Origin of the sequence: Pandoraea sp. NPDC087047 (assembly GCF_044745225.1) — a bacterium.
Lineage (GTDB): Bacteria > Pseudomonadota > Gammaproteobacteria > Burkholderiales > Burkholderiaceae > Pandoraea.
Genome location: NZ_JBIUZU010000010.1, coordinates 181,428 through 195,770, shown reverse-complemented (window position 1 = coordinate 195,770; position 14,343 = coordinate 181,428). Strand labels below are relative to the sequence as shown.

The 14,343-nt window shown below is 64.6% G+C and carries 12 protein-coding genes; 5 read left to right on the top strand and 7 right to left on the bottom strand.

Features of this window, described 5'->3' with window-relative positions:
* Positions 1-180: 180 nt before the first annotated feature.
* Positions 181-2,454 (top strand): TonB-dependent receptor, encoded by a 2,274-nt coding sequence (locus ACIPHM_RS19965; RefSeq protein WP_400331948.1) that lies wholly within the window; start codon positions 181-183, stop codon positions 2,452-2,454.
* Here ACIPHM_RS19965 and ACIPHM_RS19960 read toward each other — a convergent pair.
* Both ACIPHM_RS19960 and ACIPHM_RS19955 read right to left on the bottom strand, forming a co-directional pair.
* Positions 2,448-3,389, bottom strand: coding sequence for a pirin-like C-terminal cupin domain-containing protein (locus ACIPHM_RS19960; protein WP_400331945.1), 942 nt, complete (start codon positions 3,387-3,389; stop codon positions 2,448-2,450). The genes ACIPHM_RS19965 and ACIPHM_RS19960 overlap by 7 nt on opposite strands.
* A 35-nt stretch (positions 3,390-3,424) precedes the next feature.
* The gene (locus ACIPHM_RS19955; RefSeq protein ID WP_400331942.1) at positions 3,425-4,024 is read right to left on the bottom strand and encodes an FMN-dependent NADH-azoreductase; all 600 of its coding nucleotides are present in this window, start codon (positions 4,022-4,024) and stop codon (positions 3,425-3,427) included.
* A gap of 222 nt (positions 4,025-4,246) precedes the next feature.
* On the opposite strand from ACIPHM_RS19955, the gene ACIPHM_RS19950 reads away from it, so the two are divergent.
* Complete coding sequence (locus tag ACIPHM_RS19950; protein WP_400331939.1) at positions 4,247-5,185, top strand: LysR family transcriptional regulator; 939 nt, start codon at positions 4,247-4,249, stop codon at positions 5,183-5,185.
* Between the two features lie 57 nt (positions 5,186-5,242).
* On the opposite strand, the gene ACIPHM_RS19945 is transcribed toward ACIPHM_RS19950, so the two are convergent.
* From ACIPHM_RS19945 to ACIPHM_RS19935, 3 genes are all read right to left on the bottom strand, one after another.
* On the bottom strand, positions 5,243-7,039 hold the full coding sequence (locus ACIPHM_RS19945; protein ID WP_400332045.1) for a M61 family metallopeptidase: 1,797 nt from the start codon (positions 7,037-7,039) through the stop codon (positions 5,243-5,245).
* A gap of 66 nt (positions 7,040-7,105) precedes the next feature.
* Positions 7,106-7,867 carry a DsbC family protein gene (locus ACIPHM_RS19940; RefSeq protein WP_400331936.1) on the bottom strand — a complete coding sequence of 254 codons (762 nt, stop codon included), beginning with the start codon at positions 7,865-7,867 and terminating at the stop codon, positions 7,106-7,108.
* An 87-nt stretch (positions 7,868-7,954) separates the two neighbouring features.
* Entirely contained in the window at positions 7,955-9,142 is a 1,188-nt protein-coding gene (locus ACIPHM_RS19935) for a UbiH/UbiF family hydroxylase (protein WP_400331933.1), read from the bottom strand.
* A gap of 186 nt (positions 9,143-9,328) precedes the next feature.
* Here ACIPHM_RS19935 and ACIPHM_RS19930 point away from each other — a divergent pair, with 186 nt between their 5' ends.
* Together ACIPHM_RS19930 and ychF are read left to right on the top strand one after the other, a co-directional pair.
* Complete coding sequence (locus tag ACIPHM_RS19930; protein WP_400331931.1) at positions 9,329-10,198, top strand: neutral zinc metallopeptidase; 870 nt, start codon at positions 9,329-9,331, stop codon at positions 10,196-10,198.
* Between the two features lie 168 nt (positions 10,199-10,366).
* Complete coding sequence (ychF, locus tag ACIPHM_RS19925; protein WP_400331928.1) at positions 10,367-11,461, top strand: redox-regulated ATPase YchF; 1,095 nt, start codon at positions 10,367-10,369, stop codon at positions 11,459-11,461.
* A gap of 179 nt (positions 11,462-11,640) precedes the next feature.
* On the opposite strand, the gene ACIPHM_RS19920 is transcribed toward ychF, so the two are convergent.
* Positions 11,641-12,117 carry a GNAT family N-acetyltransferase gene (locus ACIPHM_RS19920; protein ID WP_400331926.1) on the bottom strand — a complete coding sequence of 159 codons (477 nt, stop codon included), beginning with the start codon at positions 12,115-12,117 and terminating at the stop codon, positions 11,641-11,643.
* A complete protein-coding gene (locus tag ACIPHM_RS19915; RefSeq protein WP_400331924.1) occupies positions 12,114-12,770 on the bottom strand; it encodes a GntR family transcriptional regulator in 657 nt (218 codons plus the stop codon). Before ACIPHM_RS19915 ends, ACIPHM_RS19920 begins: the two co-directional genes overlap by 4 nt.
* 69 nt (positions 12,771-12,839) lie before the next feature.
* Here ACIPHM_RS19915 and ACIPHM_RS19910 point away from each other — a divergent pair, with 69 nt between their 5' ends.
* Positions 12,840-14,306: an SLC13 family permease gene (locus tag ACIPHM_RS19910; protein ID WP_400331921.1), complete on the top strand. Its 1,467-nt coding sequence runs from the start codon at positions 12,840-12,842 to the stop codon at positions 14,304-14,306.
* Positions 14,307-14,343: the final 37 nt, after the last annotated feature.

Sequence of the window (14,343 nt, the reverse complement as noted above, 5' to 3'; positions counted from 1 at the left end):
ATTTCATATAGCGGAATAGCCGGTTTCACGGAGCGACATTAAGCATTTACATGCAAAAGTGAACCCATTAAACTCCCGCACCGTAATGAGAATTCATATCACTCTCATTAACAATAACTAAACCGAGCGTTACCCGGCATGCGAAGTGTCCGCCGGTGGCGCCATTGCTGGAACACACGTATGTCCACCGCTTTCCAGACGCGCCAGCGTCTGCTCGCTGCTGCCTGCGCGCTCGCCGCCGGTGGTTTCGCCGCCCTCCCCGCTCACGCGCAAACGTCTCAGCCCGCATCCGCCTCGGCGGATACAGCGGATACAGCGGGCGCCGCACAAGCCAGCAGCAGCAACGCGCCCGCCGTTGCACTGCCGGCCACGCAGGTCAATGACAGCGCCGTATCGTCGCCGATGCAGACGAAAACGCTGCCGTCGTACAAGTTCGTCGCCCCGCTGCGCGACACGCCGCGCTCGATCACCGTCATTCCGGAAGAACTGATCAAGCAGACGAACGCCACGACCTTCGCCGACGCCCTGAGGACCGTGCCCGGCATCACGTTCATCGGGGGCGACGCCGCCGCGAACCCGTCCGCCGACCGCCCGGTCATTCGCGGCTTCGAATCGCGCAACTCGATCTTCGTCGACGGCATGCGCGACTCTGGCGTGCAGAATCGCGAGACGTTCGACATCGAGAACATCAGCGTCATCAAAGGCCCCGACTCGGTCTACGCCGGGCGCGGCGCCGTGGGAGGCAGCATCGACATCACCACCAAGACCCCGCGTCTGGAAGACTTCACCAACGCGAGTCTCGGTCTGGGCACCGACAGTTACAAACGTCTGACGATGGACGTCAACCGTCAGATCAACGATCAGACTGCCGTGCGCCTGAACGTCATGGGTCACGACGCCGATCAGGCCGGTCGCACCAACGTCTACAGCAAGCGCTGGGGCGTGGCGCCTTCGGTGGCGTTCGGCCTGAACAGCCCGACCACGGTCACGATCAGCTATTACCACCTGAATTCGTATGACATGCCGGACTTCAGCGCGCCGTTCCGCTCGATAGGGGGCACGCCCGACGGCGGCTTCCAGCGCAATCAGTTCTATGGCCTGAACACCCGGGATTACCGTCGCGCTCAGACCGATACCGGCGAAATCAAGGTCGAGCATCGCATCAACGACACGTGGAAGATCAGGAACATCACCATGGTCGGCCGCTCGACGCTCGATTACGTGGCGACCAACCCGCAGTTCTCAACGACCAATCCGGGCATGATTTCGCTCCAGGCGAAGAGCGGCAAGTACGCGACCAACAGCATCGCCAACCAGACCGAACTGACGGGCAAGGCAACGCTGTTCGGCTTCGAGCACACGCTCACCGGCGGTGTCGAATTCAGCAACGAGCAAAGCCGTTACGAGGGCTATCTGGTCTCGGACAGCGCGGGCAACAACATCCGCTCGGGCGGGCCCTGCTCGGTCGCGTACAACTGCACGACCATCGACAACTGGAACCCCAACAATCCGTGGACCGGCAGCATCGTCCTGAACGGCGACAAGCTCTTCCCCGGTGCGGCGACCAACACGCGCACGAATACGGCGTCGGCGTACCTGTTCGACAGCGTGAAGCTCTCCGAGCGCTGGATGATCAACGCCGGCGCGCGCTTCGACCGCTTCGACGTGAATGCCGTGCAAGCCGGGGCACCCGATCTGAAGAACATCTCGAACCTGTTCAGCTTCCAGTTGGGTCTGATCTACAAGGTGCTGCCGTCGTTGAGCCTGTACACGTCGTACGGCACGTCGGCCAATCCGCCGGGCGCCAATAGCGGTCTTGGCGGCGGGTCGGATCAGCTCACTGCGAAGAACACCAATCTTTCTCCGGAGCGCAGCCGCAACATCGAAGTCGGTGCGAAGTGGGATGTCATCGACCAGCGTCTGTCACTGACGGCCGCACTGTTCCAGACGGAAAAGACCAACGCGCAGGTGAGCGACGGTCTCAACGGCACGATCAACGCAGGCAGCCAGCGCGTGCGCGGTGCGGAACTGGGTTGGGCGGGGAGTCTGACGAATCATTGGCGCGTGTTCGGCGGCTATTCCTATCTGAATGCCGTGACGACCGACGCCGGTCCGGGAGCCCAGCCGGGTTCGAACGGCCTGCCGATGGTGATGGTGCCCAAGCACAACCTGACGCTGTGGACCGACTACGAAGTCATGCCGAAGCTCACGCTCGGCGCCGGCATGACGCTCTCGAGTCTCACGTACGCGTCGGTGTCACCAAGCGTGCGCAAGTGGACGCCGGGTTACGCCCGCTTCGACGCCATGGCCACGTATCGCGTGTCGCGCTCCGTCGATCTGCAACTGAACGTGCAGAACATCTTCGACAAGCAGTACTACTCGAGCGCCTACCCGATCTACGCCACGTGGGCTCCGGGTCGTACCGCCATGCTGACGCTGAACTTCCATCAGTAATCGCCGGTGTCCGAGTCGCGCAAACGCGACTCGGCATCGTTGCAAACGGGGGCCAGCGCCCCCATCGCGCCTTGCTGGTAGCGCCGCGTGAGGGTGACGAGATCGCCTTCGTCGCGCGCCGCAAAATTACCTCGATAGACGACGGCGTCGCCCAGCGGCTCACCGCCGGCGAGCATCAGCCGCGCCCCGCTGCGTCCCGCCAATTGCCACACCCCCGGCGGCAGCAACACCGCTTGTGCCGCGCCTCCTTCCGTACGCAACGCATGACCGCCAACGGCCGCTTCGCCCTGCGCGATCAACGCGACCCAGCGACGGCCGTCACAGGGAACCTCGAGCGTACGAAGCTCGTCCGCCTGCCAATCGAGTTGCAGCAGCGTGGTGCTACCGCCCTCGTCGCGCGCCACGTGACGCTCGCCCCACGCGCCGCACACCAACGTCAGATCGACGTCGCCTTCACGCCAGCGCGGCATCGCCTCGGCGCGCACTACGGTTTGCGCGGGGGCACCGTGCGGGTGACGTCCGGCACGATTGACGATCATCCGTACCCCGCGCACGCTGGCACGCGCGCCCTCGGGCACCTCTTCGTGCACCGTGCCGCAGCGGGTCTCCAGCCAGAGCAGATCGCCGGGACGCAACGTGTCGTCGCCACCGTGGGCATGACGGCAGCGCAGCGAGGTCGTCGAATCGGGAAACAGATAGGTCGCCACCACACACCCGGCATGCGGATGGGGCGGGATGCAAGCGCCGTGACGACGGAAAATGTCGACGGAGAGAAACGGGTCGGTGTGCTCGACCTGATCGAAAACACCCACCCCCGCAGCGGCCGCACATCGGCCGGGACGGGAGACGGGAAGCACGCGCGGGATGGCCCAGGCGTCGGCATGGGCGGCCGCACGCCTGTTCTGACGCGGATGCAAGGGCGTCGGATCGGCCATTGGGGGACCTGCGCGTGCGGGAAACGCGATAACGATTACAGTGCGGCGATGGCTTCGCGCGCGCCAGCGAATGCGGCGGCTGCCGATTCCGGACCGCGCGCCAGACCTTCGGCGAAGATGAACGTCACGTCCGTCATGCCGAGGAAGCCGAGAATCGTCTTGATGTACGGGGTCTGGCTGTCGGCCGGCGTGTCCTTGTAGTTGCCGCCACGGGCAAACGCCACGATCACCTTCTTGCCTTGGATCAGGCCTTCCACGCTGCCGTCTTCACGGTAACGGAAGGTCACGCGGGCACGGGCGATCCAGTCGAAGTAGGACTTCAGTTGCGACGGCACCTGAAAGTTGTACAGCGGCACGCCGAACACGATGTAATCGGCTGCCTGAATTTCGGCGATCAGTTCGTCGCTGCGGGCGATGATGGCCTTCTGCTCGGCCGAGCGTTGCTCTTCCGGCGTGAAGAACGCGCCGATCACGGCTTCGTCCAGATGCGGCACGCCGTCGGCCAGCAGGTCGCGCACGACAACCTTGGCGCCAGCGTTCTTGGCAACCAGTTGTGCCACGGTTTCGTTGGCGAGCGTGGTCGAGTTGGCGCCTTGCGAGCGGGCGGCGGAATTGATTTGCAGAATCGTGGTCATTTCACTGGCTCCAGAGCCGGGGGGGGTCCCCAAAGGTTCGAAAATCCGGTCGCGCTGGCCCCCTTTCGGGATTGCCGTGAATTGCGCGTCGGCTTGGGATGAATTCTAGTTACCCCCAAAAATGAAACAAGCCGGTAAAATCGAATTGTTTGTTCCTATTTTGGAACAATGTCCGCCGGACGGTTTTTTGCAGGATGACCGCGTCACCAAGGAGCGCGCGCGATGATTGACGATCTGAACGACATGCTGATCTTCGCGGAAGTCGTACGCTCGGGGAGCATCACGCGAGCGGGCGAGCGCCTCGATCTGCCCAAGGCGACGGTCAGCCGCCGGCTCTCGCGGCTGGAGGCCCGGCTCGGCACGCGTCTGCTGCACAAGACGACCCGGCGGCTTGAATTGACCGAAGTCGGCGAAGCGTATTACGAGCGCTGCCTGCCGATTCTCGAAGAAGTGGAAGAGACGCGCGACTTCGCGTCGCAAATGTCGAGCAAGCCCCGCGGACGGCTGCGCATCACCGCACCGGCCGACTTCGCCGCGCAATGGCTCGCGGTGCCGCTCGCGACCTTCTGCGCGGCCTATCCCGAGATCACCGTGGACGTCGATCTAAGCTCGCGTCAGGTCGATCTGATTGCCGAACGGGTGGACGTCGCCATTCGCGCAGGACAACTCTCCGATTCCACCCTCGTTGCACGGCCGCTACTCAGACTCACGCGCAGTCTGTATGCGAGCCCGCTCTATCTGAGCGCAACGGGCTTGCCCGCCACGCCCGACGAATTGGCGGGCCATCGCTTCGTGATCCTGCAAGGCGCGCGTCGTCTGTTCAATTCAGACACGCTGCACAAAGGCCGTCAGCGCATGGACATCACCATGCACGGAGCGATTCAGGTCAACAGCATGGGAATGGTCAAGGAGATGGCGCTTGCGGGCAGCGGTATCGCGGCGCTCACGGACATTCTGGCCGAAGATGCATTGCGCTCAGGCCGTCTCGTGAAGGTGCTGCCGGACTGGTCGTTGCCGGAGAGTCCGGTGCATCTGGTCACGCCCTCGCGACGCTTTCTCCCGCGCAAAACGCAGGCCTTCATCGAGCATATGCTCGCCGTCGCGCGCACGTGCCCGGAGGAAAATCGCGACCCGTCGGTGCCGGGTCCGGCGGAAGGTTAAGGCCACACGGACCTCAACTGCCTCGCACTCAGGGTGAGGGCGAAGCCGTCACACACATCAAACCGTCAGCCACTTCTCGCGACGCTGCGCCGCCGCGCGATCCCGCGTCTCGGCAATGCGGTACTGCGAGATTTCGGGCGCGTCGAGCGTGAGCGACGTCTCGCGCAACTCGTCGCGACGGAAAGCGTGCACCGTCACCCGGTCGCCCGCACGATAGCGTTCGAGCAGCTTGTCGAGATTGCCCGACGTCACGCGCAAGCCATCGATGGCGACGAGCGAGTCGCCCGCCGACAGACCGGCGGCTTGTGCCGCGCCGCCGTCGAGCACCTGCGCGAGCGCGAGATCGTCGCCGCGCTTGACGGTCTTGGCCCCGAGGGCCGGGCGGCCATTCTCGGGCGTGATCGGCTCAAGCGTGAGCCCCATGCGCTCAAGCAGCGCCGCGAGCGGCAGATCGCGCGTGCCGTTGACGGCGGTTGCGAAAAACTCCGACAGATCGAGCCCCGAGACGTCTTCGAAGAGCGGCTGCACCGCATCTTCCGCGATACCGACCGGCGAGCCGCGATAGAAGTCGCGGCCATAGCGTTGCCACAGTGCGCGCATGATGTCGTCAAGCGACTTCTGGCCGCGTGTCTGCGAGCGAATCGTCAGATCCAGCGCGAGCGCGACGAGCGAGCCCTTCGTGTAATAGCTGACGATGGCGTTCGGCGCGTTTTCATCCTGACGGTAGTACTTCGTCCACGCATCGAACGAACTCTCGGCCACGGTCTGCTTGAGACGCCCGCTGCCGCGCAGCACATTCACAACCGTCTTGGCAACGAGCTCGTAGTAGGCCGCCGGCGCGATCACGCCGCTGCGCACCAGCATCAGGTCGTCGTAATACGACGTGAAGCCTTCGAACAGCCACAGCAGGCGTGTGTAATTCTCCTGATCGAGCGTGTACGGCGCGAACACCGCCGGCTTGATCCGTTTGACGTTCCACGTATGGAAATACTCGTGGCTCACGAGACCGAGGAAGCCGCGATAGGCGTCGCTCATGCGCGCCTGGCCTTGCACCGGCAAATCGTTGCGGCTGGCGAGCAGCGCCGTGCAGGCGCGGTGTTCCAGGCCGCCGTAGCCATCGCCCACCGTCATGAGCAGGAAGACGTAGCGCGACATCGGCACACGCGAGCGCGAGCTGGCGCCCGGCTCGAACAGACGGATCTGCGCCTCGCAGATCTTCTTCATGTCGCGCAGCAGACGGTCCAGATCGAGATTCGGCACCGGCCCGGTGATCGCGACTTCGTGCGTCACGCCGCAGGCCTTGAACGTGCCGTGCACGAACGTCCCCATCTCGACGGGCGAGTCGATCAGTTCGTCGTAATCCGCCGCCACATAGCGGCCGAAGTCGAGCGCCGCCGTGCCCTCGGTCGGTTCCAGCGCCGTTGCCACGCGCCACGACTTGAAGGCCGCGCCGCGCGGACGCAGCACATCCACTTCGCACGGCGCGTGTTCTTGTCCCTGCACCTGCAGAAACACGCTGGTGCCGTTGAAGAAGCCGTGCGTGTCGTCCAGATGGGCGGCACGTACCGACAGATCCCACGCGTACACCTCATACGTCACGATCAGCGTGCCCTTGCACGGGGCGGCCTGCCATGTGTGCTTGTCGAGCTTGTCGAGCGCGACCTTACGGCCGCGGCACGTCGCGCCGATCGTCACGATGTTGCGGGCGAACTCGCGCACCATGTAGCTGCCCGGAATCCATGCGGGCAGCGTGAAGCGCTGCCCTTCGGGCGCAGGATTCGAGACCGTAACGCTCACTTCGAACAAGTGGGCGGCGGGCGACTTCGGTACGATCGCATAGCGGATCGCGGGCAGATCAGACGTGGCTTTCATGACGTGGCGGCTTCTTGTTGTCGGGATGGGCGGGCGGTGGCCGGACGGTTACTTGACCGTGGCGAGCGCCTTTTCCAGTTCGTCGGCAGGCACAGCCCCCGGCAGACGGCGGCCGTCCGACAGAATGATCGTCGGCGTGCCCGTAATGTTGAACTGATGGCCCAGCGCGACGTTCCGCTTGACCGGCTCGTCGTCGCACTTGGCTGTCGCCACCGGCGGTGCCTTCTTGTCGAGCATCCAGTCGTGCCACGCCTTGAGCTTGTCCGGTGCGCACCAGATCGCCTTCGACTTGGCGTCCGAATCCGGGCCGAGCACCGGGTAGAGGAAGGTGTAGACGGTGATGTTGTCGACGCTCGACTTGAGCGTCTCTTCGAAGCGCTTGCAGTACGGGCAGTTCGGATCGGAGAAGACGGCGATCTTGCGGCTGCCGTTGCCCTTCACGTACTTGAACGCGCGCTCGAACGGCAGCTTGGCAAAGTCGACCTTGTTGAGCTCCGACTGACGCGCTTCGGTCAGGTTCTGACGCGATTTCGTATCGACCAGATTGCCGCCGAGGATCACGTATTGCGCCTTTTCGTCGGCATAGATGATCTCGCCGCCCACCGACACTTCAAAGAGGCCGGGGATCGGCGTGCGCGCCACCGACTTGACCGGGGCATCGGCGCCCAGCGTCTTCTGCACCGCGCTCTTCACGCGGTCGAGCGTGGCGTCGGGCTTGTTCTGCGCGACGGCGGACGTCGTGAAAGTCGCGGCGCAAACGGCCACCAGACCAAACGCAGCGAGCGCCGCGGCGCGATAACGTTGCAACATCGAATATCTCCAGAAGTGTGTCGATCGAGAGGCGCAGCCGGCGTGCCCGGCAGTGACCGGGGTCGACGGCGCTTGCGCCCGAAGGGGTCAGCCCAGGGCGCGGCCGATCAGGAATTTTTTGACGAAAGGCAACATGTTCACGCTGTCGAGCCCCACGTTGCGAACGAACTTCGCGAGCGGGCTGCTCGTGGCGAACAGCTTGTGCAGGCCGTCTGTCGTGAGCGCCATGCTCCCGATATCTTCCTTGCGTGCGCGCTCGTAGCGACGCAGCACCGCGGCGTCGCCACAATCGCGAAACGATTCGCGTGCGGCGAGCGCGTCGCCGAGCGAGGTCACGTCGCGCAGTCCGAGGTTCATGCCTTGTCCTGCGAGCGGATGCACCACATGCGCTGCATCGCCCACCAGCGCGACGCGCGGCGCGATCAGACGCTTGGCCTGCGCGAGCACGAGCGGGAAGCCCTGAGCGCGCGCTGAGACCGGCGTGAGACGGCCGAGTTCACCGCCCGAGAACGTGCCGATGCGCTCGGCCAGATCTTTGGGATCGAGCGCAAGCAGATGCTTCGCGTGATCGTCGGCAGCCGACCAGACCAGCGAGACGTGCTGATCGGGCAGCGGCAGCAGCGCGATGATCTCGCCGTCATGAAACCATTGGAACGCGGTGTCGCGATGCGGGCGCTCCGCACGGAAATTGCATACGATACCGAGCTGTTCGTAGGGACGCACCGAGCCGTCGAGCCCCGCCGTGCGGCGCACCCACGAATGGGCGCCGTCGGCACCGACCACGAGCGCGGCGCGCAGCGTCTTGCCGTCGGACAAACGCACCGACGCCGCAGCGGCATCGACTTCGAGCGTCTCGGCACGGGCGTCGAGCCATTGGACTTGCGGGGAGAAACGCAGGGCGGCGTCGAGCGCGCGCTCCAGGTTCGACGACTCGGCAATCCAGGCGAGTTGCGGCACGGCGGCCTGATACGCGGAGAAATGAAGACTGCCGCGCTCGTCGCCGAACACTTCCATGTCGTAGACGGGATTCACGCGCGCGGGGTCGACCGCCTGCCAGACACGCATGCGCTCGAACAGCGCCTGCGAGCTCGACGAGAGGGAGTAAATGCGGGCGTCCCACCTATCGCCACCCGCGGGGGTGGCAGGCGCCGGCTGGGCGAGCAATGCGACGGACAGACGTGCCTGCGAGAGCAGCAAGGCGGCGGCCTTGCCGACCAGACCGCCCCCGACGACGACGACATCGTGCGTTTGGCTGGAGGTTTGCGTTAGAGACATGCGGCGAACGCAGCGCCAGCGCCTGAATCGCGCGAGCCGGCTGCTTCAGAAAACGAGATGGCGTATTGTCGCACGCCCGCAGAACGCGCGACGTCCTGCCGCCGGTCCGCCCCTGGGGCACAGCGTCGCACTTCGTTTTCGGGCGCTATACTTCGGCGCATATCGATCTAGAAAGGGATCCATCCCATGCGCCTCGATAACGAGTCGGAAAGTCAGAACGTCGAAGATCGCCGGGGCGGTGGTTTTGGGGGACGCACCACCATCGGCATCGGCACGATCGTCGTGGCGCTGGCCGCCTCGTATTTCTTCGGCATCGACCCTCGCGTCATCATTCAGGGCTCGCAGATGATCCAGGGGCAAACGCAATCGCAGCCCCAAAGCGCGCCGAATGCCGCGCCCGCCAACGATCCGAAGACCGTCTTCACCCGCAAGGTGCTCGGCAACATCGAGCGCACCTGGACGACGGTGTTCCCGCAGCAGCTCAATCGTCAGTACGTGCCGCCGAAACTGGTGCTGTTCTCCGGTTCGACGCCCACGGCATGCGGCACCGGGCAAACGGCGATGGGGCCGTTTTACTGCCCCGGCGACAGCAAGGTGTACATCGATTTGCAGTTCTATGACGAGTTGCGTCAACGCTTCGGCGCGGGCGGCGACTTCGCACAGGCCTATGTCATTGCGCACGAAGTGGGCCATCACATCCAGAATCTGCTGGGTATTTCCGAAAAGTTTGACGCAGCGCGCCGCCGGGCGAGCGAGGCGCAGGCCAATGCGCTGTCGGTGCGGCTGGAGTTGCAGGCCGATTGCTTTGCGGGGGTCTGGGCGAACAATGCGGCCAAGGCGAACCAGCAGTTGCTGGAGCCGGGCGACATCGAGCAGGGCCTGAAGGCGGCGGCCGCCATTGGCGACGACCGTTTGCAGCAGCAGTCGCAGGGACGCGTGGTGCCGGAGTCGTTCACGCACGGCACGAGCGCCCAGCGGGTGTATTGGCTGCGTCAGGGGCTGCAAACCGGCGAAATGCGCAAGTGCGACACCTTCTCGGCCAAGCAGTTGAGTTGAACGGGGGCGAGCGGCACCGTTGATGTGCGCAGCAAGGCCGCCAGCCGACCCATAAAGGCGCTGTTTCAGGCAGAACGGGTACAATAGCGGACTTTCCGCGACGCAATCACTGGCTTATTCGACGGTGCATTTGTCGGCGCGCACTTATCGGATCAGACAGGATTTAGCATGAGCCTCAAATGCGGCATCGTCGGCTTGCCCAACGTCGGCAAATCGACCCTTTTCAACGCGCTGACCAAAGCGGGCATTGCTGCCGAGAACTACCCGTTCTGCACCATCGAGCCGAACGTCGGCGTGGTGGAAGTGCCGGACCCGCGTCTGGGCAAGCTGGCCGAGATCGTCAAGCCCGAGCGCATCATGCCGGCGACGGTCGAATTCGTGGATATCGCCGGTCTGGTGGCGGGTGCGTCCAAGGGTGAAGGGCTCGGCAACCAGTTCCTCGCCAACATCCGCGAAACGGACGCCATCACGCACGTCGTGCGCTGCTTCGAAGACGAGAACGTCATCCACGTGGCGGGCAAGGTGAACCCGATTTCGGATATCGAAGTCATCAACACCGAACTGGCGCTGGCCGATCTGGGCACGGTCGAGAAGGCGCTGCAACGCTATACGAAGGCGGCCCGCTCGGGCAACGACAAGGAAGCGGCGAAGCTCGTGGCGGTGCTGGAGAAGGTGGTGCCGGTGCTGAACGAAGCGCGTCCGGTGCGCTCGCTCAAGCTCTCGGAAGACGAGCTCGCGCTGATCAAGCCCTTCTGCCTGATCACGGCCAAGCCCACGATGTACGTCGCCAACGTGAAGGACGACGGATTCGAGCACAACCCGCATCTGGACGCCGTGCGCAAGTACGCGCAAGCCGAAAATGCACCGGTGGTCGCCGTGTGCGCGGCGATCGAAGCGGAGATCGCGGACATGGAAGACGCCGACAAGGCGGAATTCCTGGCGGACATGGGCATGGCAGAGCCGGGTCTGGATCGCGTGATCCGCGCGGGCTTCAAGCTGCTGGGTCTTCAGACGTACTTCACGGCGGGCGTGAAGGAAGTGCGCGCGTGGACGATCCACGTGGGCGACACCGGCCCGCAAGCCGCAGGCGTGATCCACACCGACTTCGAACGCGGCTTCATCCGCGCGCAAACCATCTCGTTCGACGACTACATCCAGTACAAGGGCGAACAAGGCGCGAAGGAAGCCGGCAAGATGCGCGCCGAAGGCAAGGAATACGTCGTGCAGGACGGCGACGTGATGAACTTCCTGTTCAACGTCTGACGCTGCCGTCTGTCAGGACACGAAACCAAACACCCCGGCCGTTGTGCCGGGGTGTTTGGTTTTGGGGCATTAGCGAGACGCGCTGCTCATCGGGCTAGCCGACGCTTTTCAAGCACCGTCCGAAAAAACGAACCCGCGGGAGATCCGGCACGACGACCGTATCGGTCGGAGTAGGACCGTTATCGGAAGTAGCTCGGCCCGCCAAGTCTCTTCCCGTCGTTTGCGGCCATCATCTCTTCAAACTCCCCCTCCTCCGACGTCCCCCGCCCGATCACCTGAAAGCCGTGACGTTCGTAAAACGTCTTCGCCTTCACGTTGCGGACAAGGCATTTGAGGCGATAAGGTCGGTTCGGCCAATCGGGGAGTGCTTGCAGCAGCCGCGTGCCTACGCCTTGACCTTGCGACGACGGCTTGACGTAGAGCATGTGGATGAAGTCCGTGGCGGGCCAGATGGAGATGAAACCGAGGATGTCGCCGTCGTTCGACTTTGCGACACTCACATCTTCGCCTGCCGAGTGCGACGTGAAGTCGTCTTCCCGGTACATCGACGGATCGACCCACGTCATCGTCGCGATACGGACCTCGTAGTAGATCCGGGCGAGCGTCGGCGAGTCCGCTTGCGTCGCGAGGGTAATTTCCATGTGAGGATCGCTCACTGCGTCCATTCCTCGCGAATGATCCTCGCGATCTGCTCGCCCGTCGCGCGGTTGTGGGCCTGCACCAGCGCCACCGCACCCGCGTCGTCGCCCGCTTCGCATAAGCGCAGCAACTCGCGGTGCTCGTCGTGCGAGCGCGTCGCGTTGCCCGCCTTCTGCCACGTCAGGAACAGATAACGTCCGAGATTCAACCGGGCCGTCGCCACCGCACGCTGGAAGTACGGACGCTCCGCCCTCGCGTACAACATGCCGTGAAACGCCGCGTTGCGCGTGACGATGTCCGTCAGATCGGTCGCCGCCGCCAACGCGTCCAGTGCCGCCCTGGCGCGCGCCAGATCCGCTCGCGACAGATTCGGCATCGCCAACGCCATCAGACGTCCCTCCAGCAACGCACGGAAATCCGCCAGCTCGAGCGCATCCGCTGCGGTGAGCGCCGTTACCACCGTGCCGCGATTCATCCGGCTGACCGCCAAGCCATCCGAGGCGAGCATCGTCAGCGCCTCGCGCACCGGCACATGACTCACCCCCAGCGCCGCCGCCAGATGGTCCTGACGTAACGCTTCGCCCGGCTTCAACTCACCACGCCCGATCTGCTCGCGCAAGGCTTCGTACGTGCGCTCGACCGCCGTTCCCGTGCCCGATTCCTGACGCATGGACCGTCTCCCTCGGCTAACTATATATAATCGTGCAAATTATATATTATTTAACGACAGGTGACGTCCATGCCCTCAGCCAGTCCCTCCCCGTCTGCCACGTCCCCCCCCTCCGGCCCATCCAACGCCGCCTCCGGCTCGGCTCAGACCGGACGCCTCTGGCATCACGCGCTGCTCGCCGGGATCAGTACCGCCGCCGGCGTCGCGCTGTACGCCGCGGGCCTGCGTGGCGACACGCTCGCCGTCGCGGTCATCGTTCTGCTGTGTCTGAGCTACTGGGCGACGGGCTGGCTGCCGGATTTCCTCGTATCGCTGCTGTTGATGTTCCTGCTCGCGACCTGCACGTCGCTCGGCGCGAACGTCGTCTTCTCAGGCTTCACGTCGAGCGCGTTCTGGCTCGTGTTCAGCGGCGCGGTCATCGGCATGGCGCTGAGCGTGACCGGCCTTGGCGAGCGTGTGGCGGCGCGACTGGCCAACCATTGCGGACACGCCTACGGACTCGCGCTCACAGGCTTCGTTGCCATCGCGTTCGCGCTCGGTATCGTGATGCCGTCGACGCTCGGGCGCATCGCCATCCTCACCCCCATCGTGCTGAGTTTTTGCGAACGCGTGGGGCTGACGTCGGGGCGGGCGGGCCGCAATGGACTGATGCTCGCGACCGCGTTGGCCAGTTGCGAATTGTCGACGGCGATCCTCCCCGCTAACCTCCCGAATCTCGTGATGGCCGGCACCGCCGAAACGGTGCTCGGCCTGCGGCTCGGTTACGGCGAATACGCGATCGCGCTCGTGCCCGTGCTGGCCGTGGTGCGCGGCATCGTGCTGGTCGTCGTGGCGATGCGGCTCTTCCCGGATCGCCTGACGACGCTCGACAGCGCGCCCCCGGCGAGCGTCATGGCGCCGCACGCCTCAATGCGCGCCGACGAGAAACGCCTGCTCGCGGCCCTCGCGCTGATGCTCGCCCTCTGGCTCACGGAACCGTGGCATCACGTCGCGGCCGGATGGGTCGGGCTGGGTATCGCGCTGCTGTGCCTCGGACCGTTGCGCCTCGTGAACCCGGACGCCTTCCTCAAGCAAGTCAAACTCGCGCCGCTCTGGTTCGTCGCGGCGATCATCGGGCTGACGGCCGCCGTCGATCACGCAGGCTTGGCGAGCGCCTTGCGTCCCGCGCTGTCCCGTCTGGATCTGGCGCAGATGTCGACGATGTCCGCGTATCTGGTACTCGTCGCCCTCTCGCTCGCGATGACGTTTCTCGTCACCTCGAACGCCGCGCCCGCGCTTTACACGCCTCTGGTGCCTGCACTCGCCCTCGGGGCGCCGCTTGGCGTAAAGGCCGTTTTACTGACGCAGGCCGTCGGCATCTCCACCATCGCGCTGCCCTATCAAGCGCCGCCGCTCGTGCTGGCCATGGCGCTCGCGGGCATCGGCATTCGCGACGCTACCCGTTACTGTGTGGTCACCGCCCTCGTCGCGCTGGTGACGGTCGTCCCGCTCACCGCGCTCTGGTGGCAAGTCATCGGCTTGCTATCCCTTCGCTGAACGTCACCTGATATTCCCCTTCAAACGCCGGTTTGCG

Bases quoted from the DNA above. Each gene is read 5' to 3' on its own strand.
- ACIPHM_RS19965 (WP_400331948.1), top strand. From the start codon at position 181: ATGTCCACCGCTTTCCAGACGCGCCAGCGTCTGCTCGCTGCTGCCTGC.
- ACIPHM_RS19960 (WP_400331945.1), bottom strand. From the start codon at position 3,389: ATGGCCGATCCGACGCCCTTGCATCCGCGTCAGAACAGGCGTGCGGCC.
- ACIPHM_RS19955 (WP_400331942.1), bottom strand. From the start codon at position 4,024: ATGACCACGATTCTGCAAATCAATTCCGCCGCCCGCTCGCAAGGCGCC.
- ACIPHM_RS19950 (WP_400331939.1), top strand. From the start codon at position 4,247: ATGATTGACGATCTGAACGACATGCTGATCTTCGCGGAAGTCGTACGC.
- ACIPHM_RS19940 (WP_400331936.1), bottom strand. From the start codon at position 7,867: ATGTTGCAACGTTATCGCGCCGCGGCGCTCGCTGCGTTTGGTCTGGTG.
- ACIPHM_RS19935 (WP_400331933.1), bottom strand. From the start codon at position 9,142: ATGTCTCTAACGCAAACCTCCAGCCAAACGCACGATGTCGTCGTCGTC.
- ACIPHM_RS19930 (WP_400331931.1), top strand. From the start codon at position 9,329: ATGCGCCTCGATAACGAGTCGGAAAGTCAGAACGTCGAAGATCGCCGG.
- ychF (WP_400331928.1), top strand. From the start codon at position 10,367: ATGAGCCTCAAATGCGGCATCGTCGGCTTGCCCAACGTCGGCAAATCG.
- ACIPHM_RS19915 (WP_400331924.1), bottom strand. From the start codon at position 12,770: ATGCGTCAGGAATCGGGCACGGGAACGGCGGTCGAGCGCACGTACGAA.
- ACIPHM_RS19910 (WP_400331921.1), top strand. From the start codon at position 12,840: ATGCCCTCAGCCAGTCCCTCCCCGTCTGCCACGTCCCCCCCCTCCGGC.